Annotated in this window: 23 protein-coding genes; 9 read left to right on the top strand and 14 right to left on the bottom strand. The window is 71.9% G+C overall.

Annotated elements, in window-relative coordinates; genetic code table 11:
• Positions 1 to 43: 43 nt before the first annotated feature.
• On the top strand, positions 44 to 409 hold the full coding sequence (locus J2Y42_RS01935; RefSeq protein ID WP_309854421.1) for a TfoX/Sxy family protein: 366 nt from the start codon (positions 44 to 46) through the stop codon (positions 407 to 409).
• A gap of 4 nt (positions 410 to 413) precedes the next feature.
• Here J2Y42_RS01935 and purQ read toward each other — a convergent pair whose 3' ends face one another.
• From purQ to kynA, 6 genes are read right to left on the bottom strand one after another with little or no spacing between them, the layout of a single operon-like run.
• Complete coding sequence (purQ, locus tag J2Y42_RS01930; protein WP_309854418.1) at positions 414 to 1112, bottom strand: phosphoribosylformylglycinamidine synthase subunit PurQ; 699 nt, start codon at positions 1110 to 1112, stop codon at positions 414 to 416.
• Positions 1112 to 1372, bottom strand: coding sequence for a phosphoribosylformylglycinamidine synthase subunit PurS (purS, locus tag J2Y42_RS01925; protein ID WP_029042938.1), 261 nt, complete (start codon positions 1370 to 1372; stop codon positions 1112 to 1114). Before purS ends, purQ begins: the two co-directional genes overlap by 1 nt.
• A 50-nt stretch (positions 1373 to 1422) precedes the next feature.
• Positions 1423 to 2301 carry a PaaX family transcriptional regulator C-terminal domain-containing protein gene (locus J2Y42_RS01920; RefSeq protein WP_309854414.1) on the bottom strand — a complete coding sequence of 293 codons (879 nt, stop codon included), beginning with the start codon at positions 2299 to 2301 and terminating at the stop codon, positions 1423 to 1425.
• A complete protein-coding gene (locus J2Y42_RS01915) occupies positions 2294 to 3568 on the bottom strand; it encodes an aminotransferase class V-fold PLP-dependent enzyme (protein ID WP_309854411.1) in 1275 nt (424 codons plus the stop codon). Before J2Y42_RS01915 ends, J2Y42_RS01920 begins: the two co-directional genes overlap by 8 nt.
• On the bottom strand, positions 3565 to 4707 hold the full coding sequence (locus tag J2Y42_RS01910; RefSeq protein WP_309854408.1) for a hypothetical protein: 1143 nt from the start codon (positions 4705 to 4707) through the stop codon (positions 3565 to 3567). Before J2Y42_RS01910 ends, J2Y42_RS01915 begins: the two co-directional genes overlap by 4 nt.
• Positions 4704 to 5564, bottom strand: coding sequence for a tryptophan 2,3-dioxygenase (gene kynA, locus J2Y42_RS01905; protein WP_309854406.1), 861 nt, complete (start codon positions 5562 to 5564; stop codon positions 4704 to 4706). The genes J2Y42_RS01910 and kynA overlap by 4 nt, the downstream gene beginning before the upstream one ends.
• Before the next feature lie 414 nt (positions 5565 to 5978).
• Between kynA and J2Y42_RS01900 the strand changes: the two genes are divergently transcribed.
• The 4 genes from J2Y42_RS01900 to J2Y42_RS01885 are packed head-to-tail and all read left to right on the top strand — an operon-like array spanning position 5979 to position 9828.
• Positions 5979 to 7136 carry a TIGR03364 family FAD-dependent oxidoreductase gene (locus J2Y42_RS01900; RefSeq protein ID WP_309854403.1) on the top strand — a complete coding sequence of 386 codons (1158 nt, stop codon included), beginning with the start codon at positions 5979 to 5981 and terminating at the stop codon, positions 7134 to 7136.
• A gap of 29 nt (positions 7137 to 7165) precedes the next feature.
• On the top strand, positions 7166 to 8053 hold the full coding sequence (locus tag J2Y42_RS01895) for a phosphonatase-like hydrolase (RefSeq protein WP_309854400.1): 888 nt from the start codon (positions 7166 to 7168) through the stop codon (positions 8051 to 8053).
• Positions 8050 to 9213 carry an alcohol dehydrogenase catalytic domain-containing protein gene (locus J2Y42_RS01890; protein WP_309854397.1) on the top strand — a complete coding sequence of 388 codons (1164 nt, stop codon included), beginning with the start codon at positions 8050 to 8052 and terminating at the stop codon, positions 9211 to 9213. The genes J2Y42_RS01895 and J2Y42_RS01890 overlap by 4 nt, the downstream gene beginning before the upstream one ends.
• Positions 9214 to 9222: 9 nt before the next feature.
• Positions 9223 to 9828, top strand: a complete 606-nt coding sequence (locus J2Y42_RS01885; protein WP_309854394.1) for a uracil-DNA glycosylase — start codon at positions 9223 to 9225, stop codon at positions 9826 to 9828.
• A gap of 14 nt (positions 9829 to 9842) precedes the next feature.
• Here J2Y42_RS01885 and J2Y42_RS01880 read toward each other — a convergent pair whose 3' ends face one another.
• Positions 9843 to 10364 (bottom strand): gamma carbonic anhydrase family protein, encoded by a 522-nt coding sequence (locus J2Y42_RS01880; RefSeq protein ID WP_309854392.1) that lies wholly within the window; start codon positions 10362 to 10364, stop codon positions 9843 to 9845.
• Between the two features lie 97 nt (positions 10365 to 10461).
• Between J2Y42_RS01880 and J2Y42_RS01875 the strand changes: the two genes are divergently transcribed.
• Both J2Y42_RS01875 and J2Y42_RS01870 read left to right on the top strand, forming a co-directional pair.
• Positions 10462 to 11040, top strand: coding sequence for a PadR family transcriptional regulator (locus J2Y42_RS01875; protein ID WP_309854390.1), 579 nt, complete (start codon positions 10462 to 10464; stop codon positions 11038 to 11040).
• Between the two features lie 10 nt (positions 11041 to 11050).
• Positions 11051 to 12778 (top strand): DHA2 family efflux MFS transporter permease subunit, encoded by a 1728-nt coding sequence (locus tag J2Y42_RS01870; RefSeq protein WP_309854388.1) that lies wholly within the window; start codon positions 11051 to 11053, stop codon positions 12776 to 12778.
• 86 nt (positions 12779 to 12864) lie between these two features.
• Here the strand turns inward: J2Y42_RS01870 and J2Y42_RS01865 are convergent, their stop codons facing one another.
• From J2Y42_RS01865 to J2Y42_RS01845, 5 genes are all read right to left on the bottom strand, one after another.
• On the bottom strand, positions 12865 to 13770 hold the full coding sequence (locus J2Y42_RS01865) for a VOC family protein (protein WP_309857994.1): 906 nt from the start codon (positions 13768 to 13770) through the stop codon (positions 12865 to 12867).
• 62 nt (positions 13771 to 13832) lie between these two features.
• Complete coding sequence (locus J2Y42_RS01860; protein WP_309854386.1) at positions 13833 to 14531, bottom strand: RraA family protein; 699 nt, start codon at positions 14529 to 14531, stop codon at positions 13833 to 13835.
• 73 nt (positions 14532 to 14604) lie between these two features.
• The gene (locus J2Y42_RS01855) at positions 14605 to 15507 is read right to left on the bottom strand and encodes a phosphoribosylaminoimidazolesuccinocarboxamide synthase (RefSeq protein ID WP_309854384.1); all 903 of its coding nucleotides are present in this window, start codon (positions 15505 to 15507) and stop codon (positions 14605 to 14607) included.
• Positions 15508 to 15550: 43 nt separating this feature from the next.
• On the bottom strand, positions 15551 to 15883 hold the full coding sequence (locus tag J2Y42_RS01850) for an SHOCT domain-containing protein (protein ID WP_309857992.1): 333 nt from the start codon (positions 15881 to 15883) through the stop codon (positions 15551 to 15553).
• Positions 15884 to 15908: 25 nt separating this feature from the next.
• Positions 15909 to 16355, bottom strand: a complete 447-nt coding sequence (locus J2Y42_RS01845; protein WP_309854382.1) for a DUF6325 family protein — start codon at positions 16353 to 16355, stop codon at positions 15909 to 15911.
• 179 nt (positions 16356 to 16534) lie between these two features.
• Here J2Y42_RS01845 and J2Y42_RS01840 point away from each other — a divergent pair, with 179 nt between their 5' ends.
• Positions 16535 to 17779, top strand: coding sequence for an FAD-binding protein (locus J2Y42_RS01840; RefSeq protein WP_309854379.1), 1245 nt, complete (start codon positions 16535 to 16537; stop codon positions 17777 to 17779).
• A gap of 91 nt (positions 17780 to 17870) precedes the next feature.
• On the opposite strand, the gene purD is transcribed toward J2Y42_RS01840, so the two are convergent.
• Positions 17871 to 19127 (bottom strand): phosphoribosylamine--glycine ligase, encoded by a 1257-nt coding sequence (gene purD, locus J2Y42_RS01835; RefSeq protein ID WP_309854377.1) that lies wholly within the window; start codon positions 19125 to 19127, stop codon positions 17871 to 17873.
• A gap of 68 nt (positions 19128 to 19195) precedes the next feature.
• Between purD and J2Y42_RS01830 the strand changes: the two genes are divergently transcribed.
• The gene (locus J2Y42_RS01830) at positions 19196 to 19552 is read left to right on the top strand and encodes a sterol carrier family protein (RefSeq protein ID WP_309854374.1); all 357 of its coding nucleotides are present in this window, start codon (positions 19196 to 19198) and stop codon (positions 19550 to 19552) included.
• 25 nt (positions 19553 to 19577) lie between these two features.
• Here J2Y42_RS01830 and J2Y42_RS01825 read toward each other — a convergent pair whose 3' ends face one another.
• Positions 19578 to 19715, bottom strand: a complete 138-nt coding sequence (locus tag J2Y42_RS01825) for a hypothetical protein (RefSeq protein WP_309854371.1) — start codon at positions 19713 to 19715, stop codon at positions 19578 to 19580.
• Positions 19716 to 19755: the final 40 nt, after the last annotated feature.

The following is a 19755-nucleotide window of genomic DNA, read 5'->3' as shown; positions in this document are numbered from 1 at the left end:
CGCCGCCGCGCCCCGCGCTATGGTGTCCCGCGAGGAGGCCGCCATGCACGTCCCGCGCCCGTCGAAGGAGACCGAGGAGCTGTTCCGCTCGGTGGTTCCCGACGCGCCCGACGTGCGTATCCGGCCGATGTTCGCCAACCTGGCCGCGTTCGTGAACGGCAACATGTTCGCCGGGCTGTTCGGCGACCAGGTCGGGGTGCGCCTTCCCGACGTCGCCGTGCGCGACGAGCTGCTGGCGATCGACGGCGCCGGCCCGTACGGACCGGCGGAGCGACCCATGGGCGGGTACGTCGCGATGCCGGAGGCGTGGAAGTCGGAGCCCGACCGGCTGCGCGAGTGGATCGGCGTGGCGCTGGATCAGGTCAGGGGCATGCCGCCCAAGGCCCCGCGGGGCGCCGCGGCGAAGTGAGCCGTTACGCCTCGACGAGCGCCGAGCGGATCACAGAGGTGAAGAACGTCAGGCCGTCCGTGCCCGAGCGCATCGCGTCGGGGGTGTCCGGGCCGAAGCCGGGCTCGACCGCGTGCTCGGGGTGCGGCATGAGGCCGACCACGTTGCCGCGCTCGTTGCGGACACCGGCGATGTCGTCGAGCGAGCCGTTCGGGTTGACGCCCTTGTAGCGGAAGACGACGAGGCCCTCGCCCTCGAGCCGCGCCAGCTCCTCGGCCGACGCGATGAAGCCGCCCTCGCCGTTCTTCAGCGGGATGACGATCTCCTGGCCCTGCTCGAACCCGCTCGTCCACGGCGTCTGCGTGTTCTCGACCGTGAGGTGCTGGTCGCGCCGGATGAAGGTGCCGTGGTCGTTGCGGATCAGGCCGCCGGCGACGAGGTGCGCCTCCGCCAGCATCTGGAAGCCGTTGCAGATGCCCAGCACGGGCATCCCCTTCTCGGCCGCATCCACGACCTCGGTCATGATCGGCGAGAGGGAGGCGATGGCGCCGCAGCGCAGGTAGTCGCCGTAGCTGAATCCGCCAGGGAGCACGAGGGCGTCGACGCCCTGCAGGTCGTGCTCGCCGTGCCACAGCGCGACCGGCTCGGCACCGGCGAGACGGACCGCGCGCAGTGCGTCGCGGTCGTCGAGCGAGCCGGGGAAGGTGATGACGCCGATGCGCATCAGGCGTCCACCTCGGCGGGGTAGTGGATGCCCACCACGTCTTCGATCACGGAGTTGGAGAGGATCTCGTCCGCGATCTCCTGCACCGTCGCACGGACCGCGTCGTCGATGGGGCCGTCGACGGTCAGCTCGAAACGCTTGCCGACGCGCACTCCGCTGACGACGCCGCGACCGGTGCGGGCAAGCGCTCCGGCGACCGCCTTCCCCTGCGGGTCGAGCAGCTCAGCCTTGGGCATCACTTCAACAACGATCGTCGGCACGGGGACACTCCGCTCACTCGGGCGCAAAGGGTGGGGGTTTCGCGTCGATTCTACCGTGCGGAGACGGGGATGCGGTCCGGTGCCGCGACAGCTGCTGCGTGGGAGACGGCGCGCTCCTCCAGCTCTGCGCGCAGTCGGCGGAACAGCTGCGCGGAAGCGGCTCCGGGCCAGTCCGGCGCGATGGCGGCGGCGGGGAGCCCGGGGTCGCGGTACGGGATCACGCGCCACTCGTCGAGGGCGCGCATCCAGGTGGCGAAGGCCTGGGCGTCGTCGAGGGGATGCGGCAGGTCGCCGAACCGCGCGAGGAACGATTCGTGCGCGGCGCGGATCGCCGGGAGGTCGTACCAGCGGGCGAGACCGGCGGCGAGGTCTCCGCGCGGGGCGGCATCCGCGAACATCGCCACGACCGGCGAGCCGGACGGGTTCACGTCGGCCGACGTCGTTGACACGGCGGAGGTCAGCTCCGCCTCCAGCTCTCCCTCCAGCGCCGCAGGCGCGATCCACAGGCCGTCGGCGACGGTGCCGCAACCGAGCGCGGCGAGGCGGCGGCGCAACCGGTCGCGCGAACCGCGGGCCCGTTCTGGGAAGGACAGCGACAGCAGCAGCCAGCGGGATGCCTCGACGCGCTCGCCGAAGATGCGGGCGTCTCCGCGCTCCAGCATCGGAACGGCGGCGGGATCCAGCGCGTACCCGGCGACGCCGCCCAGGGGCTCCCGCCGCAGGACGCCCCGCGCGCACAGCCGCGCCAGGCTGGACCGGGCCGTCGCTGCGGGCACGCCGAGCGCATCCATGAGCCGGACAGCACCCGCCGCGCTCATCCAGCCGCCGATCGGGCGCAGGACGCTGCCCACCACGGTGCGCAACAGCGCCGTCGCGCTTCCGCTGGCGGCCTCGGGGTCGTCGCGGACGACGGCGGCGACGTCAGTCATGCGTCAGTTCGCCGAGGGCGTCGCGCACCGCGGCCATCCCCGCGCAGACCTCCTCGAAGCTGGTGCTGAGCGGCGAGAGGCCGACGCGCAGGCCGTCCGGATCGCGGTAGTCGGGGATGACGTCGCGCTGCCAGAGCAGCGCCGTGACCTCGCGCATGGCCGGGTGGCTGAGCGTGATGTGACCGCCGCGGCGCTCCGGGTCGCGCGGAGACGCGAGGGTCACGCCGAGCGGGGTCAGCCATTCGTCGGCGAGGGCGACGGCGAACTCGGTCAGCGCGACGGACTTGGCCCGCACCGCGTCCATCCCGGCCTCCTCGATCATCGCGATGGTGTCGCGCATGGCGAGCATCCCGACGATGGGAGGCGTCCCGCTGAGGAAGCGCCGGATGCTCTCGGCGGGCACGTACTCCGGGCCCATCAGGAAGACGTCGCTGGCGCCCATCCATCCCTGGATCGGCTGGGCGAGCTGCGGGATGAGCCGCGCGTTCACGTAGCCGAAGGCGGGCGAGCCCGGGCCGCCGTTGAGGTACTTGTAGGTGCAGCCGACCGCGAGGTCGACTCCGGCAGCGTCGAGTTCGATCGGCACCGACCCGGCGGAGTGGCAGAGGTCCCACAGCACGAGCGCGCCCGCGTCGTGGACGATGCGCGTGATCGCGGGAAGGTCGGCCAGGAAGCCGGACCGGTACGCGACCTGGCTGAGCACGACGAGGGCGGTCTGCGGTCCGACGACGGCGGCCACCTGCTCCGGCGTCACCCCCGCCTCGGTGTCCGCCTCGATCCACACCAGGCGCAGGCCGCGTTCGCGAGCGATGCCGTCGAGCAGGTAGCGGTCGGTCGGGAAGTTGTCCGTGTCGAGCACGATCTCGCTGCGCTCCGGCAGGCTGTCGACGGCCGCCCGCGCCAGCTTGTAGAGGAGGACGGTGGTCGAGTCGCCGATGAAGGTCTGCCCGGGCGCTGCGCCGAGAGCGGCACGGCCGAGGTCGTCGCCGATGGCGAACGGCAGTTCCATCCACTCCTCGTCCCACCCGCGGATGAGCCGGTCGCCCCAGCCCTCCGTGAGGAAGCGCTGGATGCGCTCGATGCTCGCACGGGTCGGACGGCCGAGCGAGTTGCCGTCGAAGTAGGCGCTCACCGTGCTCGTGCCGTCGTCGATGCCGGCGAAGCGCGTGCGGAAGGCCGCAAGCGGGTCGGCCGCATCCAGGGCGCGGGCTGCGGTGAGGGGGTCCGGCGAGAGGACAGCGGGAGGGGCGGTGTCGAAGTCGGTCATGCGTGATCCTCAGGAGTGGAGGGGCGAGGGGATGCGGTGGGAGCCTCAGCATCGGCGGTGCCGTCGGCCGCCGCGCGGGTGAGCGCGCGAGCCGTCAGCCCGCGGGCGGTGGCGAGCCAGGCCGGGAGGGCGTCCGGCTCAGCGGGAGGCGGCGTGGGGAGCCACGCCAGGCGCGGGCCGATGGTCGGCGCGACGTGGTCGTCGGGGCGGCGCAGGGCGGCGATGGAGCGGATCAGGGCGTCGGGCTCGACGCCCGCGTCGAGCATCCCGCGCAGCTCCCGCTCGTTCACGCCGACGGCGAGCGGACCGTTGCCGAGGTCGGTTCCGTAGAGCACGAGGCCGCCGGCGCGCGCGAACCGGCCCAGGTTCTCCGACGCGATGCCGTGCTGCTCGGTGGGATCTCCCCAGCCGTGGATGTCGAGGGTGCTGACCCAGCCGATGCCGCGCCGGACGCACTCGGCGATGAGTTCGTCGTCGACGCGCTCGGTGAACGGCGTGTGGGCGAGCTGGTCGGCGCCGGCCTGGACCGCCCGGGCGGTTTGGCCCGCGCCCTGCACATGGACCGTGACGGGGACGCCCTGCGCGTGGGATTCCGCGACGATGCTGTGGAGAACGTGATCATCCACAGTTTCACCGGCTTCGGTGTTGAGCGTGACCTTGATGAGGGAGGCTCCCATCATGATGTTTGCCCGAACCGCAAGCCGTGCCTCGCGCTCGCCGCCGACCTCCGTCGAGGAGCCCGGCGGCCCCCACCCGGCGTTGACCGGGTAGCCGCCCTTACACGTGATGAGGGATCCGACGATCGCGACGGAGGGTCGCGTGAGGTCGTCGGCGAGCCAGCCGGCGGCGACGGCGGGAACCCAGCCGAGATCGATCGCGTGGGTGATGCCTCCGGCGAAGACGGCGTGCTGGTCGGTCAGCCCGACGTGCGTGTGGTGATCGGTGAGTCGTGGGAAGAGCGTGCCGCCGAGGTGGTGGTGTGCTGCGCGCGACGGGGTGTCGTCGACCGGGTGGAGGCGCTCGCCGTCGCTGCGGAAGGTGGTGGCGCCGAGGAAGCGGTGGCCGTTCCAGACGGCGTCGACCGTGAGGTAGGAGTCGGTGCCGTTGGGGTGGGCGCTGCCGACGGGCTGGTCGCTCATGCGGGCGCTCCGATCTCGGTGCGGACGGCGTACAGCTCGGGGAAGAAGGTGAGTTCGAGCGCCTTCTGCAGGAACGCGGCTCCCGTCGACCCGCCGGTCCCCGTCTTCATGCCGATGGTGCGCTGCACGGTCTTCAGGTGGCGGAAGCGCCAGAGCTGGAAGTTGTCCTCCAGATCGACGAACTCCTCGCAGGCCTCGTACTCGGGCCAGTGGTCGTTGGCGTGCTCGTAGATCTCGCGGAAGACCGGCACCAACTCCGGGGTGAAGACGTGCGCCTGTGTGACGTCCCGCTCCAGCAGCGAGGTCGGCACGGCGAAACCCGCCCGCGCCAGGTAGCGCAGGAACTCGTCGTAGATGCTGGGCGCATCCAGCAGCTGCGCGAGGAGGGCGTGGGCGGCCGGGTCGCTCTCGAAGACGCTCAGCATGCGGCGGTTCTTGTTGCCGAGCACGAACTCGACGGCGCGGTACTGGTACGACTGGAAGCCGGACGAGTTTCCGAGGAAGCCGCGGAACTCCGCGTACTCGGTCGGGGTGAGCGTCGCGAGCACCGACCACTGCTCGGTGAGCGTGCGCTGGATGTGCTTCACGCGGGCGATCCGCTTGAGCGCGGGCGACAGATCGTCGGCGCGCAGAAGGTCGCGCGCTGACTCGAGCTCGTGGAGAACCAGCTTCAGCCAGAGCTCCGTCGTCTGATGTTGGATGATGAACAGCAGTTCGTCGTGGTGCTCCGGGCGGCTCACCGGGCGCTGCGCGCTGAGCAGCGTGTCGAGCTCCAGATAGGAGCCATACGACATCCGCTCCCGGAAGTCGGTGACGATGTCGGGATCGAACGCGCGGGTGTTGTCGCCATCGGCCATGCTGCAATTCTGCGCCGATCGCCGCAAAACTGCAACAGGTGCCATCATGCCGCTTGCGCAGGAGCCACGCCTGCTTCGGTCGGCGTTTCGCCCGCTTCGGTCGGCATCCCGGTCCCCTTTGCCACGAATCTCCATCCGCACCGCGGTGCGTCGGAGATTTGAGCGCCTTCCTCCGACCGAAGCCTCCGACCGGGGCAAGCCCCGACGCCGGGCACCCGACGCGCGGCACCCGACCGCCCGACCCCCGACGCGCGGCACCCGACCGACCCCCGACGCGCCGCGCGCACCCGCCGTCCGCACCCCGTTCACCCCCGCGTTACCTCCAGTTGCGACGACCGTCGCACCGGGCTCCTAGCGTGGCGCACTGACCCACGAACTAGGCACGCGGTGAGCGGGGACGCAGGGAGGCTCCGGATGGGCAGGCACTACGACCTCGCGGTGGTCGGCGCCGGGATCGTCGGCCTCGGGCATGCCGTCGCCGCGCTCCGGCGAGGACTGACCGTCGCCGTGATCGACCGGGCGTCCGGCGTGCAGGGCGCGTCCGTCCGCAACTTCGGCCATCTCGGCATCACGGGTCAGGAGGGCGAGGCCCGCGCCTACGCCGAGCTCGCCCGCGAGCTGTGGCTGACGCTCGCACCGGAGGCAGGGTTCTGGCTGCGCGAGTCGGGCAGCGTCGTGGTGGCACGGGCGGATGACGAGCTCGCCGTGCTGGAGGAGTTCCGCGAGCGGCGGGGCGGCCACGATGTCCGGCTTCTCACTCCCGCCGAGGTTCGCGAGCGCGTCCCGGTCGCCGACGGCGTCGCAGTGGGCGGCGCGCTGCTCCCCTCCGACCTGCAGATCGACCCGCGGGAGGCCGCGGCGGCCATCGCACGCTGGCTCGATGCCCACGGCGTGGACTTCTTCTGGCAGACGGCTGCCGCCGGGGTCGAGCCGGGGCTGGTGCGCACGCCTCGCGGACGCGTCGCCGCCGACGCCGTGATCGTCGCGGTCGGGCATGACGTCGATCACCTGTTCCCGGGCATCGCGGAGGCGCACGGCATCGAGCGCTGCGGCCTCGACATGATGCTGGTCGAAGCCGCTCTCGACCTGCCGCTTGCGGCGCCGGTGCTCACCGGCTGGTCCCTGGTCCGCTACTCCGGCTTCGCCCGGACGCCCAGCGCCGAGGCGGTGCGCGAGCGGCTCGCCGTCGAGCAGCCGGCGCTCGCGGCGATGGACGTCAACCTCATGTTCACGCAGCGGCCGGACGGCACCCTGATCGTCGGCGACACCCACGCGCGCGGGGCGGATGCGTCGCCGTTCCAGCACGAGGAGGCGTTCGCCCTCCTGCTGGAGCAGACGCGCGAGCTGTTCGGCGTCGCCGACCTGCGGGTGCGGGAGCGCTGGCAGGGCGTCTACGCCGCCGCACCGGACGAGTTCCTGGTGGCCGCTCCGGCCCCCGGCGTCCGCGTCGTCTCCGTCACGACCGGCATCGGGATGACCACCGGTCTCGGCCTCGCCGACCGCGTCGTCGACGAACTCTTCTCCGACGCCCCCGGCGCGCTGATCCCTGCGGGCGCCGCCCGCGTCCGCTAGACCGCACCACCGCAACGAAAGGCACCATCGTGACCCCAGACGGGCGCATCACCAGCGAGTTCGACGACGTGACGGTCGACGTCGAGCCGGTCCGCGGCGGTATTCCTGCGGCGGCCGGGCTCTCCGAGGAGGAGTGGGACGACCTGGACGATCTGGAGGACGGCCTGGACGAGGGCGACGCCGACGACCGTGACGAGGACGACCTCGCCGACCTGGAGCTGGTGGTGCTCGATCTCGCGGGCACGACCGTCCTCGACGACGGCCTCGTGCAGCGCGCGTTCGAGCGCGCCGTCGACGCCGCGGGCCTGGCGGAGACCCCGGACCAGCGGACCGCCGCCCTCGAGGTCGTCCGCGAGACGATGGGGCAGTCGAAACTCGCCGTCTTCCGCTCCCTCAGCACGGACGAGGACCAGGCGCAGCACGCGGACGCCGTCTTCGAGTCGACGTACGCCGAGCTGATCGCCGCGGAGGGCCTGCAGGCCGTCCCGGGGGCGGAGGACCTCATCCGCCGGTTGCGCGCGACGGGCGTCAAGGTGGCGCTGACCACCGGCTTCTCGCGGCGCACCCGCGATGTCGTCCTCGACGCCCTGGGCTGGCGCGACCTGGCCGATGTGACGCTGACGCCGGCGGAGGCAGGCCGAGGTCGCCCGTACCCCGACCTTCCGCTGACGGCCCTGCTGCGCACGGGCGCATCCAGTGTCGAGGGGATGGTCGTGGTCGGCGACACCGCGAGCGACATCGCCTCGGGGATCGCCGCGGGGGCGGGTCTGGTCGTCGGGGTGCTGACGGGCGCGCACGACGAGCAGACCCTGCTGGACGCCGGCGCGGACGCGGTGCTGCCGAGCGTCGCCGACCTGCCGGAGCTGCTGGGCTACGAGGTCGAGCGCGAAGCGGCATCGGGACACGGCATCCGGTGACGATCAAAGCGGTGACCCCGCGCGTCGTCGAGCCGCCGGCGCGCCTGGGGATGGGGGTCAGCGTGTATCCGTCGGCCACGGCCATGGTGTGGCCGGGCGACGCGCATACGCACGAGGCGGTGGCCGTGCCCGGCGTGCGCCTGGCGCCGGGGGACGTTCTGGTCGAGGTGGAGCTGGCGACGGTCTGCGGCACCGATGTGGAAGCCGTGCTCGGTCATCGCCGGACGCAGGCGCCGCTCGTGCTCGGCCACGAGCAGGTCGGCCGTGTGGTCGCGCTCGGCCGCGGTGGCGCGAAGACGACGGACGGACACCGCGTCTCGCTGGGGGAGCGGATCGTCTGGTCCGCCGCCGTCCCGTGCGGCCGCTGCGTGCGCTGCCGCCGAGGCCTGCAGCAGCAGTGCCTGAGCCTGCAGAAATACGGACACGAGCGGATGCGCCGCGGCTGGGAGCTGTCGGGCGGCTTCGCGACGCACACGCACATCCTCGACGGCACGCCGCTCGTACGCGTCCCGGAGGACATCCCGGCCGAGGTCCTGGCGCCGGCGTCGTGCGCGACCGCGTCGGTAGCGGCCGCGATCCAGGCGGCCGCCGAGCTCGTCCCGCTGGAGGGCGCCCTGGTGCTGATCGCCGGCGCGGGGATGCTCGGGTTGACCGCGACGGCGATGGCCGTCGAGGCGGGTGCGCGCGTGGTCGTGAGCGAGCCGATCCCCGAGCGCCGCGAGTCCGCCCTGGCTTTCGGCGCGTCGGGCGCCGCCGACCCGGCCGCGCCCGCGGGGTCTCCGACGGGGCTCGCCGCCGTGCTCGCCAAGACGGGCGGCCGCACACCGGCCCCGACCGTTGCGCTCGAGCTCTCCGGCAGCCCGTCCGCGGCGCGCTCCCTGCTCGACGCGCTCGACGTGGGCGGCGTCCTGGTGCTCGTCGGCCAGTCGGCGCCCGGGCCCGATCTCGGCATCGCGCCCGACGCTCTGATCCGGCGGCTGCTCACCATCCGCGGCGTCCACAACTACGCCTCCCGCAACCTGGAGCAGGCCGTGCGGTTCCTGGCCGATGCCTGGCAGCGCTACCCGTTCGCCGAGCAGGTCGGCGAGACGTTCGCGCTCGCCGACGTGGATGCGGCGCTCGCCGTCCGGACGCATCCGCGCGTCGCCGTCCGGCCGTAGCCTGGGGTGGTGTTCGACCGATTCTTCGACATGATCCGCGCCGTCCCGGTGCCGGCCGACGCCGAGCTGCTCTACGGCGACGACGAGCTCGGCCGCCTGCGGGAGCGCAACCTGCGCCGCTACCTCGCGGTGCCGCACGCGCCCATCCTGCTTCTCGGCGAGGCCCCCGGCTGGCGCGGGATGACGGTGACCGGCGTGCCGTTCACCTCGGTCCGCGAAGTGGATGCGGGCGTGCTCCCCGGTTTAGAGCTCCCGCCGGACCCGCAGGCGCCGTGGGAGGCGTCCAGCCGGGTCGTCTGGGAGACGATGCGGGACTGGCGCGGGCCGCTGCCGTTGTCGTGGCCGATCTACCCGCACCACCCGTTCGTCGCCGGCAGACCGCAGACGAACCGCACCCCGCGGTCGTCGGAGGTGCGCGAGGGGGCGCCGGTCGCGCTGGAGCTGATCCGGGAGCTGGGCGTCGAGACGATCGTCGCGGTCGGCCGCAAGGCGCAGGGGGCGCTCGCGGAGGCGGGCATCGAGGCGCCGGCCGTGCGGCATCCCGCCCAGGGCGGCGCACGGATGTTCTCCGAGCAGCTGATCGCGCTCAACCGGGCGATGCTCGACGCCGGCTGAGCTGCCCCGTCGGCTCAGTCGAGCGCGACGGCCTCGCGGTGCTGCCGCGTCTTCTCCAGGTACACCGCGGCGTTCTGCGCGATGCCCTGCAGTTCGTCGTCCGTCAGCTCGCGGCGCACCTTCGCGGGAACCCCCGCGACGAGCGACCGCGGCGGGATGTCGGCACCCTGCGTGACGACCGCTCCGGCGGCGACGAGGGAGCCGGTCCCGATGCGGGCGCCGTTGAGGATGGTCGCGCTCATGCCGATGAGCACGTCGTCCTCGATCGTGCAGCCGTGGAGAACGGCGTTGTGGCCGACGGAGACGCGCTCGCCGACAGTGAGCGGGAAGGCCGGGTCGACGTGGGCCGAGACGTTGTCCTGGAGGTTGGAGTCGCGTCCGATGACGATCGGCGCGTTGTCGGCGCGCACCACCGCGCCGTACCAGACGCTCGCGCCGGGATGCAGGGTGACGTCGCCGACGACGGTCGCGCCGGGTGCCACCCAGGCGTCGTCGGCGACCTGGGGCGAGCCTCCGTCGGGGAGGGCGAACAGCATGGGATCTCCTTCCGGCCGTCGCGTCCACGGTACTTGACCCTCATTCACCCATGCCGTATATTCCAAGTGGAATAATCAACCGAACAACATTGAGAGCATGTCCGAACCTCGCACCCTCACCCCCCTTGCCGTCGCCGCGCTCGCGCTGCTCGCCGAGGGCCCGTCGCATCCCTACGAGATGTACCAGACGCTCATGCAGCGCTCGGAGGACCGGCTGGTCAAGGTGCGGCCCGGCTCGCTGTACCACACCGTCGACCGGATGGAGGCGCACGGGTTCGTGCGCGCCACCGGCACCGAGCGCGAAGGCAACCGGCCGGAGCGCACCACCTACGAGATCACCGACGCGGGCACCCGTGCGCTGGGGGAGCGCATCACCGAGATCATCGGAACGCCCACCAACGAGTACCCGGAGTTCCCGCTCGGCCTCGGCGAGGCCCACAACCTCCCCGTCGAGACTGTGATCGCGCTGCTCCGCAAGCGCGTGGCCTTGATCCGCGCCGACACCGGGGTGCTGGATGGCGCTATCGCCGATCTGACGCAGCGCGGGGTGCCGGCCAAGTACTGGCTGGACGTCCGCTACCAGCGGGCGATCACCGCCACAGAAGCGGATGTGCTCGAAACCCTGATCGCAGACCTCCAATCGGGCGCCGTGTCGTGGTCCGAAGAAAAGCATTGAGAGAAGACTCATGGAACGTCAACTGAAGCCGTGGCCCGCCCTCTGGGCGCTCGTCATCGGGTTCTTCATGATCCTGATCGACACCACCATCGTGTCGGTCGCGAACCCGTCGATCATGGAGGGCCTGAAACTCGGCACCGACTACAACGCCGTCATCTGGGTGACGAGCGCGTACCTGCTCGCCTACGCGGTGCCGCTGCTCATCACCGGCCGTCTGGGCGACCGGTTCGGCCCGAAGAACCTGTACCTCATCGGCCTCGTGGTGTTCACGCTGGCCTCCGCCTGGTGCGGTTTCGCCGGGTCCATCGGCTTCCTGATCGCCGCGCGCGTGGTCCAGGGCCTCGGCGCCGCGCTGATGACGCCGCAGACGATGGCCGTCATCACCCGCATCTTCCCGCCCGAGCGCCGTGGTGCGGCCATGGGTCTGTGGGGCGCCGTCGCCGGCGTCGCCACCCTGATCGGCCCGCTGCTCGGCGGCGTGCTGGTCGACAGCCTGGGATGGGAGTGGATCTTCTTCATCAACGTCCCCGTCGGCATCGTGGCGTTCATCCTCGCGATGCGTCTCGTCCCGAAGCTCCCGACGCACTCGCACAGCTTCGACGTGCTCGGCGTGATCCTCTCCGGCGTCGGCATGTTCCTGCTGGTGTTCGGCATCCAGGAGGGCAGCACCTACGATTGGGGCGTCATCTGGGGCCCGATCTCGGTGTGGGGTCTGATCATCGCCGGCATCGTCGTGCTCGCCGCCTTCGTCGTCTGGCAGGCCTTCAACAAGAAGGAGCCGCTGCTCCCGCTGCCCCTGTTCCGCGACCGCAACTTCTCGCTGTCGAACGGCGCCATCACGACCGTCGGCTTCGCCGTGACCTGTATGGCGCTGCCGCTGGTGTTCTACTTCCAGACGGTGCGCGGCCTGACGCCGACCGAGTCGGCTCTGATGCTCGCGCCGACGGCCATCTTCTCCGGTGTGCTCGCGCCGTTCGTCGGCCGGCTCATCGACAAGGTGAACCCGCGAAACATCGCCACCCCGGCGCTCGTGCTGTTCGCGTTCGCGCTGTTCCTCTACTCGCGGATGCTGTCGCCGGACGTGAACATCTTCCTGCTCCTGATCCCGAGCGCCCTGATGGGCATCGCGATGTCCGGTGTCTGGGGACCGATCTCCACCACGGCGACGCGCAACCTGCCGATGAACCAGGCGGGCGCCGGCTCCGGCGTGTTCAACACCACCCGCCAGATCGGCGCGGTGCTGGGAAGCGCATCCATCGCCGCCCTGATCGAGGGACGCCTCGCCGTCGACCTGCCGAAGATCCCCGGCGGTGCGAACGCCAGCGAGGCGGCCGCGGGGACGGAGCTGCCGCAGGCGCTGCACGCCGGCTTCACCCAGGCCATGTCGGAGGCCCTGCTGCTTCCGGCGGCCGTCGCCTTCCTCGGCGCGCTTGTCGTCGTCTGGTGGGAGCGACCGAAGCCGCCCGCGTGGGCACGTCAGGCCGGCGGAGCGGGTGCCGGTGCCGGTGCCGGTGCCGCTGCTGCGGGCGCGGGTGCGCCTGCCGCCGAGGGGGCACCGGTCGCCGCGGGCGCGACGGCCGAGTCCGCCGCGGCGCCCACGCACGGCGCGCATGCCGCCCCGGTCCCGGTGGATGCGACCCCGCATGGCGCGCACGCCGCTCCGGTGCCGCCCGCGACGGACCTCGCCCCCGGCGACCAGCCGCCGCACGGACTCCACGCCGCGCCCGTCACCGACTGACGCCGACCGAGGACCGACACGGAAAAGGGAGGAGGTCGCAGCCACCCCGGCTGCGACCTCCTCCCTTTCGCGTTCCTCGCGACGGCTCAGGCCGAGATCTCCTCCGCTTCCGTCACCACGCGCACCGCGTTCGCCCACGGATCGTCGAAGCCGAGCGACCGGCCGTCGTCGCGGGTCTGCACGCCGTAGTGCTGCATCCGCTCGGCCAGGGCTCCGACGTCGTCCTTCGAGGGCAGTTTCAACTCCACCTCGCCGAGGCCCAGGGCGAGCCGGCGGCGGCCGGCGCCCCGACTGTTCCACGTGTTCATCGCCATGTGGTGGTGGTAGCCCCCGGCGCTGACGAACAGGGCAGAACCCCCGAGGGATGCGGTGGCCTCGAACCCGAGCCGGTCGACGTAGAACTCACGGGCCGTCGCGACGTCTCCGACCGAGAGGTGCACGTGCCCGACGGACGCGTCGCCGAACACCGGCGTCCCGCCCGCACCCGTCGCCGCCTCCGCGAGCGCGACCCCGCGCTCCGTCAGGTGTTCGTTGAGGAAGGCGTTCGGGTCGAGGTACAGCGTGTCCATCTCGACCTGGCCGTGCGTCCAGCTCCACAGCGAGCGGTCGCGGTCCCAGTACAGCTCGACGCCGTTCCCCTCCGGGTCGGTGAAGTAGAACGCCGTGCTGACCAGGTGGTCGGCGCTGCCGGTGAAGGTGCCCGGTGCGCGGCGGGCGACCGAGTACACGGCGGCGGCCAGCGTCTCGGGGATGTCGAAGACGATCGCGGTGTGGAACAGCCCGGCCTCGCCGGGGCCGGCGTGCTTCAGCTCGGGTGCGTGCTCGAGCACGACCGCGGGGGTCGCTCCTCGCCCGAGGACCACGCGGCCGCCCTCGGCGGCGAGGACGCTCAGGGTGACGGCGTCACGGTAGTACGCGGTCATCCGGTCGAGGTCGGCGACGCGGAGGGTCACCGCGCCCATCGCGGAGTCGGCGGGGAGGAGTTCGGTCATGCTGGGGACAACGCCCCAGGTCACCGGGGTATTTCTCGCGTTCGCCGACAGCGGTCCGGGTGTCAGGTCTCGATCGCTCCGCCGGTCTCGGCGAGGTAGCGACGCAGGGTGAGCCCGGGGTCGTCGGCCTGCATCCGGCGGTAGCGGGCGAAGTCGAGCTGGTCGCGCAGAGAGGCACCGGAACGCATCCGCTCGGCCTGGGCTCCCTCGACCGACTGGATGCGTGCCGCCTCGGCGAAGAGCACGTCGCGGTCCGCGGCGTCGATCACGAGCACTCCGTCATCGTCGGCCACGATCCAGTGCTGCGGCGTGACGGCCACCCCGTCGAGGAACGCCGAGCGCATCGCCGTCCCGGCCGGCGGCACGCGGCGCGGACCGAAGGGATGCGCACCGCGGCTGAACACGGGCAGCCCGATCTCGCGCAGCTGGGCGGTGTCGCGGTGACGTCCCCAGATGACCGCGCCGGACATCCCGGCCGTCGCCGCCTCCAGCAGCATGAGGTCGCCGACGCACGCCTCGTCGTCGCGGCCGCCGTTGTCCACGACCAGCACGGCGCCGGGGGGAGCGTCGTCGATCGTCTCCAGCAGTACGTCGACGCTTCCCAGATGCGTCACGGGAGCGGCGGGACCGGCGAAGGGCCGGCCGGGGAGCAGGGCGACGAGGTCGACGGGAGCCGTCCCGACGGCGATCCCGAGACGCACGGCGGCGTCGGCGATCGCGGCGGTCGCGGGAGGTGCGGAGGAGGGGGGTGCAGCATCCATGTCGCGACGCTATACCGCGGGGCATGCGCGGTCGGGCATGCGGGCGTCCGAGCCGACAGGCGCCGCGTGCGTGCTACTCGCCGGTGAGCCGTTCCAGCAGCTCGCGGTAGCGCGCGGCCGTGCGCTCGACGATGTCGGCGGGGAGCTCGGGCGGCGTCCCGGTCTTGTCCCAGTTCGCGGCCAGCCAGTCGCGCACGATCTGCTTGTCGAAGCTGGCCATCCGCTCCTCCGCCGTGGTCCCGGTCGCGTAGGCGGCCGCATCCCAGTAGCGGCTGGAGTCGCTGGTCAGCACCTCGTCGGCGAGCGTGATCTCGCCGGTCGTGCGGTCGGCGCCGAACTCGAACTTGGTGTCGGCGATGATGATGCCGCGCGCCTCGGCGATCGCGGCTCCGCGCGCGTACACGTGGAGGGAAAGGCGCCGGAGCTCCTCCGCGACCTCCGGCCCGACCAGCTCGACCGTGCGCTCGAAGCTGATGTTCTCGTCGTGCTGGCCGATCGGCGCCTTCCACGCGGGCGTGTAGAGCGGCTCCGGGAGCCGGTCGCCGTTCTGCAGCCCGGACGGCAGCGGGATGCCGCACACGCTCTGCGACGCGCGGTACTCCGCCCAGCCGCTCCCGGTGAGGTAGCCGCGGACGACGCACTCGATCGGGAACATGTCGAGCGGCTTCACCAGCATCGAGCGTCCGGCGACCTCCGCCGGGATGCGCTCGACGACGGTGTCGCCGACGAGCGTGTGATCGGGGATGAGGTGGTTCGGCACGTCATCCAGCTGGTCGAACCACCACAGGCTCAGCGTCGTGAGCAGTTCGCCCTTCGCCGGGATGCCGGGCTCCAGCACGTGGTCGAACGCGCTCACGCGGTCGCTCGCGACGACGAGCACGCTGTCCGTGTCGGCGAGGCTGGAGGCGCCCTCCGGCACGTACAGGTCGCGCACCTTGCCTGAGTAGACGTGGACCCATCCCGGAAGTTCGCTCACCCGTCCATCGTAGAGCGAGTGGCGAACTCCCCGGGTGGGGCCGCTAGGCGAGCAGTTTGGCCTTGGCGGCCGCGAACTCCTCGTCGGTGAGCACGCCCTGCGTGTGGAGCGTCGCCAGCTGCTGCAGCCGTGTCATCATGTCGTCGGCCGGAGCCGCCTGCTGCTGCATCGCCGCCTGCTGCTGCATCGCGGCCTGCTGCTGAGCCTGGGCCTCCTGCGCCTGCATCGCCGCCTGCTGCTGCTCGTACTGCTCCTGCTCGTACTGGTTCTGGTACTTCTGCTGCTGGTGATGCTGCACGCCGCCGGCGACCGCCGTCGCGGTTCCCGCGACGACCGCCGTGCGCGCCGCCATCCCGATCAGTCCCGGGCGTCCCATTCGTCTCAATGGCATGGTGTCCTCCTCAGCCTTCCGTGGTCTCGAGCTCGTCGTAGGCGTCGGCCGCGACCGCGTTGAGCACCGGCGCGGGGATGCGCTCGCTGTGCAGCACGACGCCGCCGGACTGGAAGAACCTGCTCGCCAGGTCTTTCGCCCAGAGGTGCTCGATCACGAGGATCGCCCCAGTGGATCCCGGCTCCAGGAGCTCGGCGATCTGCTGCACGTCCTCGTCCCCGGCGAGCCCGGTGGCGTCGAGCGTGATGTCGGTCATCCCGATCTGGTCGCCGATCTCCTCCAGCTCGATGATGTCGACGCTGCCGTCCTCATGGCGTTCGACGAACACCAGGTCGAGCAGTCGCACCGTGCCGTTCTCGACTAAATCGAGGATCGCTTCCACGACTCCCGCAGACGGTCGGTCGGTGTCGAACTGGGCGACCATGAACTCCGCCGGACCGTATTCGAATTCGGCCATTTCATCCTCTTCTCCGCGGCCCACCCCGCTGTCACGCGCACCATACTGCGGCGCGGAGAGGCCCGGCAATGCACCACTTCCGCGGATCGGGGAGCGACGTCATGTGCCCGGTCACATTCCTAGAATGGGGATGTCGATCGGAGCGGATGGCCGCCCGACGACCAACCGGGAGGACCTCGATGGCCGAGAAGAACTGGGCGGGCAACTACGAGTACCAGGCGGAGCGCATCGCCCGGCCGGGCACGATCGACGAACTGCGCGACCTGGTGCTGAGCGCCCCCGCGGTGCGCGCCCTCGGCAGCAGGCACTCGTTCAACGACCTCGCCGACACCCCCGGTCTGCTGATCAGCACGGCCGGTCTGCCGGGCGACATCCGCATCGACGAGGCCGCACGCACGGTCACCGTCGGCGGGGGCGTCCGCTACGGCGACCTGGCGCGCGAGCTGCAGGACGCGGGATGGGCGCTGCACAACCTCGCGTCCCTCCCGCACATCTCGGTCGCGGGTGCCATAGCGACGGCGACGCACGGCTCGGGCGACCGCAACGGCAACCTGTCCACGGCCGTGGCGGGCCTGCGGATCCTCACCGGGTCCGGCGATCTGGTCGAGCTGCGGCGGGGCGACGAGGGGTTCGAAGGAGCCGTCGTCGGTCTCGGCGCGCTCGGCGTCGTGACGGATGTGACCCTCGACATCCGGTCGACCTACGATGCGCGTCAGCGACTCTTCGGCGGTGTGCCGTGGGAGGCCGTGATCGACCGCTTCGACGAGGTCACCTCAGCGGCCTACAGCGTGAGCCTGTTCACGACGTGGGATGAGGAGGCCGTCTCGCTCGCTTGGCTGAAGGAGCTCGACGGGGTCGCACCGCTGATCGAGGACGACTTCTTCGGGGCGCCCGCGCTGACCGAGCCGCGGCACATGATCCAGACGATGGATGTGCGCAACACCACGGAGCAGCTCGGCGTGGTCGGGCCGTGGAGCGAGCGCCTGGCGCACTTCCGGTTCGAGTTCACGCCGTCGAACGGCGAGGAGATCCAGTCGGAGTACCTCGTCCCGCGAGCCCGTGCCGTCGAGGCGATCGAGGCCGTCCGTGCGCTGGCTCCCGTGGTGGCTCCGCTGCTGCAGATCTCGGAGATCCGCACGGTCGCGGCCGACGACCTGTGGCTTTCGAGCGCGTACCAGACGGACGCGGTCGGCCTGCACTTCACGTGGTTCCGCGACCAGGCGGGCGTGGAGGCCGTGCTCCCGCAGCTCGAGGCCGCGCTGCTGCCCCTCGGCGCGCGTCCGCACTGGGGCAAGCTCTACGTCGACCGCGACCGCGTCGTCCCGTCCCTCTACCCGCGCCTGGCCGACTTCGCGGCCCTCACGCAGCGCTTCGACCCCGACGCCCGCTTCCGCAACCCGTTCCTCACCCGCCTCCTCCCCTAATCCCCGTCCCAAGCCAACAGCTCCTGAGTTTTTCCGCCTTTTCGTCCCGAAATGGCCGAAAAACTCAGGAGCTGTTGGCTTGGGGGAGGGGTCAGGAGACGCGGGCGGCGATGTCGGTGCGGTACTGGGCACCCTCGAGGTGGATGCGGTCGAGCGCCGCGTAGGCACGGGAGCGCGCCTCCGCGAAGCCGGTGCCGCGCGCGACGACCGACAGCACGCGTCCGCCGGTCGCGATCAGCTCGCCGGTGGCCTCGTGGCGCGCCGTCGCCGCGTGCGCGATGGTCACCTCGGGCACCGCCGCCGCTTCGCCGAGGCCCGTGATCGGCCGCCCGGTCTGCGGCGCCTCGGGGTACCCCTCGCTGGCGAGTACCACGGTGACGGCCGTGTCGAGCGCGAACTCGGGACGGGGCAGTCCGCCCAGCCCACCGGTGGCCGACGCGAGCAGCAGCGTCGACAGCGGGGTCACGAGCCGCGGGAGCACGACCTGCGTCTCCGGGTCGCCGAACCGGGCGTTGAACTCGATCACGCGGATGCCGCGGTCGGTCAGGATCAGCCCGCAGTAAAGCAGGCCGATGAACGGCGTCTGCTCGCGCGCCATCGTGCGGACGGTCGGCAGCGCGATGGTGTCGATGACCTCGTCGACGAAGCCGTCCGGCAGCCACGGCAGCGGCGAGTAGGCGCCCATCCCGCCGGTGTTCGGGCCGGCGTCGCCGTCGAGCAGCCGCTTGTAGTCCTGCGCGGGCGAGAGCGGCAGCACGTCGTGCCCGTCGCTGAAGAGGAAGAGCGAGACCTCCTGCCCGTCGAGGAACTCCTCGACCAGCACACCGCCGTGCCGAAGCCAGTGCGTCGCGTGCTCGACGGCCGCATCCCGCTCCTCGGTCACCAGGACGCCCTTGCCGGCCGCCAGCCCGTCGGCCTTGACGACGTACGGCGCACCGAACTCGTCGAGCGCGCGCTCCGCCTCGGCCAGGGTCTCGGCTCGCACAGCCCGCCCGGTGGGCACGCCGGCCGCATCCATGATGCGCTTCGCGTACGCCTTCGAGCCTTCCAGCTGAGCGGCCGCCTTGCCCGGCCCGAACACGGGGATGCCGCGGGTGCGCAGCGGGTCGGCGACGCCGGCGACGAGCGGCGCCTCCGGGCCGATGACGACCAGTTCGATGTCGTTCTCGAGCGCGTACTCGGTGACCGCGACGCCGTCGAGCGGATCGAGCGACGGCTCGACCCGGACGTCCTGTGCGATCCCGGCGTTCCCGGGCGCCGCCACGATGTCGTGGCGCACCTCCTCGGCGAGCAGCGCGGTGATGATGGCGTGCTCACGGGCACCGGAACCGAGGACGAGAATCTTCACGCCACCATGCTAGAGGGAGTGGATGCGGCGCTCCGGCCCGATGCGTGCGCGGTGGAAGGATGGATGCCATGGCGAGAGCGAAGATCGCGGACGAGGTCGGCAGCCCGGCCGTCCGGGCGGCCGCCGCGGGCGGCGCCGACCGCAACACCACAGCAACGGCCGTTCGATACCTGCTGCAGCTGCTGGCGGAGCGCGCGCCGGGCAACACCGTCGAGGTGCGCGTGCCGCCGTTCGGAGCGGTGCAGTGCATCCCGGGTCCGCGTCACACGCGCGGGACGCCGCCGAACGTCATCGAGACGGATGCCTCCACGTGGCTTGCGCTGGCCTCCGGTTCGATGACGTGGGACGAGGGGATCGCGTCCGGCGCGGTGCACGCGTCCGGACAGCGGGCGTCGCTCGAAGGACTTCTCCCGCTGCGCTACTGAGCCGGGCCGCGCCGCCGGGGCGCCGTCAGCCCACCCCGCGCATCCCGCCCAGCACGCCCACGATCGCGGCGACGATCAGCAGCAGCGCGAACCCGGCCGCTGCCGCCGGGGCGAATGCGGCGGCGATCCGGGATGCGGTGGCCGGGCGGTTCGAGGTGCTCATACCTATCCAGACGGGCGCGACGACGGGTCATGACGGCCGA

The organism is Leifsonia sp. 1010 (assembly GCF_031455295.1).
Classification (GTDB): domain Bacteria; phylum Actinomycetota; class Actinomycetes; order Actinomycetales; family Microbacteriaceae; genus Leifsonia.
This window is presented reverse-complemented; position numbering and strand designations above follow the sequence as displayed.

Excerpts from the sequence above, each read along its gene's own strand:
- J2Y42_RS01935 (WP_309854421.1), top strand. The coding sequence starts at position 44 with ATGCACGTCCCGCGCCCGTCGAAGGAGACCGAGGAGCTGTTCCGCTCG.
- purQ (WP_309854418.1), bottom strand. The coding sequence starts at position 1,112 with ATGCGCATCGGCGTCATCACCTTCCCCGGCTCGCTCGACGACCGCGAC.
- J2Y42_RS01920 (WP_309854414.1), bottom strand. The coding sequence starts at position 2,301 with ATGACTGACGTCGCCGCCGTCGTCCGCGACGACCCCGAGGCCGCCAGC.
- J2Y42_RS01915 (WP_309854411.1), bottom strand. The coding sequence starts at position 3,568 with ATGACCGACTTCGACACCGCCCCTCCCGCTGTCCTCTCGCCGGACCCC.
- J2Y42_RS01910 (WP_309854408.1), bottom strand. The coding sequence starts at position 4,707 with ATGAGCGACCAGCCCGTCGGCAGCGCCCACCCCAACGGCACCGACTCC.
- kynA (WP_309854406.1), bottom strand. The coding sequence starts at position 5,564 with ATGGCCGATGGCGACAACACCCGCGCGTTCGATCCCGACATCGTCACC.
- J2Y42_RS01900 (WP_309854403.1), top strand. The coding sequence starts at position 5,979 with ATGGGCAGGCACTACGACCTCGCGGTGGTCGGCGCCGGGATCGTCGGC.
- J2Y42_RS01880 (WP_309854392.1), bottom strand. The coding sequence starts at position 10,364 with ATGCTGTTCGCCCTCCCCGACGGAGGCTCGCCCCAGGTCGCCGACGAC.
- J2Y42_RS01875 (WP_309854390.1), top strand. The coding sequence starts at position 10,462 with ATGTCCGAACCTCGCACCCTCACCCCCCTTGCCGTCGCCGCGCTCGCG.
- J2Y42_RS01870 (WP_309854388.1), top strand. The coding sequence starts at position 11,051 with ATGGAACGTCAACTGAAGCCGTGGCCCGCCCTCTGGGCGCTCGTCATC.
- J2Y42_RS01865 (WP_309857994.1), bottom strand. The coding sequence starts at position 13,770 with ATGACCGAACTCCTCCCCGCCGACTCCGCGATGGGCGCGGTGACCCTC.
- J2Y42_RS01860 (WP_309854386.1), bottom strand. The coding sequence starts at position 14,531 with ATGGATGCTGCACCCCCCTCCTCCGCACCTCCCGCGACCGCCGCGATC.
- J2Y42_RS01850 (WP_309857992.1), bottom strand. The coding sequence starts at position 15,883 with ATGGGACGCCCGGGACTGATCGGGATGGCGGCGCGCACGGCGGTCGTC.
- J2Y42_RS01845 (WP_309854382.1), bottom strand. The coding sequence starts at position 16,355 with ATGGCCGAATTCGAATACGGTCCGGCGGAGTTCATGGTCGCCCAGTTC.
- J2Y42_RS01840 (WP_309854379.1), top strand. The coding sequence starts at position 16,535 with ATGGCCGAGAAGAACTGGGCGGGCAACTACGAGTACCAGGCGGAGCGC.
- J2Y42_RS01830 (WP_309854374.1), top strand. The coding sequence starts at position 19,196 with ATGGCGAGAGCGAAGATCGCGGACGAGGTCGGCAGCCCGGCCGTCCGG.
- J2Y42_RS01825 (WP_309854371.1), bottom strand. The coding sequence starts at position 19,715 with ATGAGCACCTCGAACCGCCCGGCCACCGCATCCCGGATCGCCGCCGCA.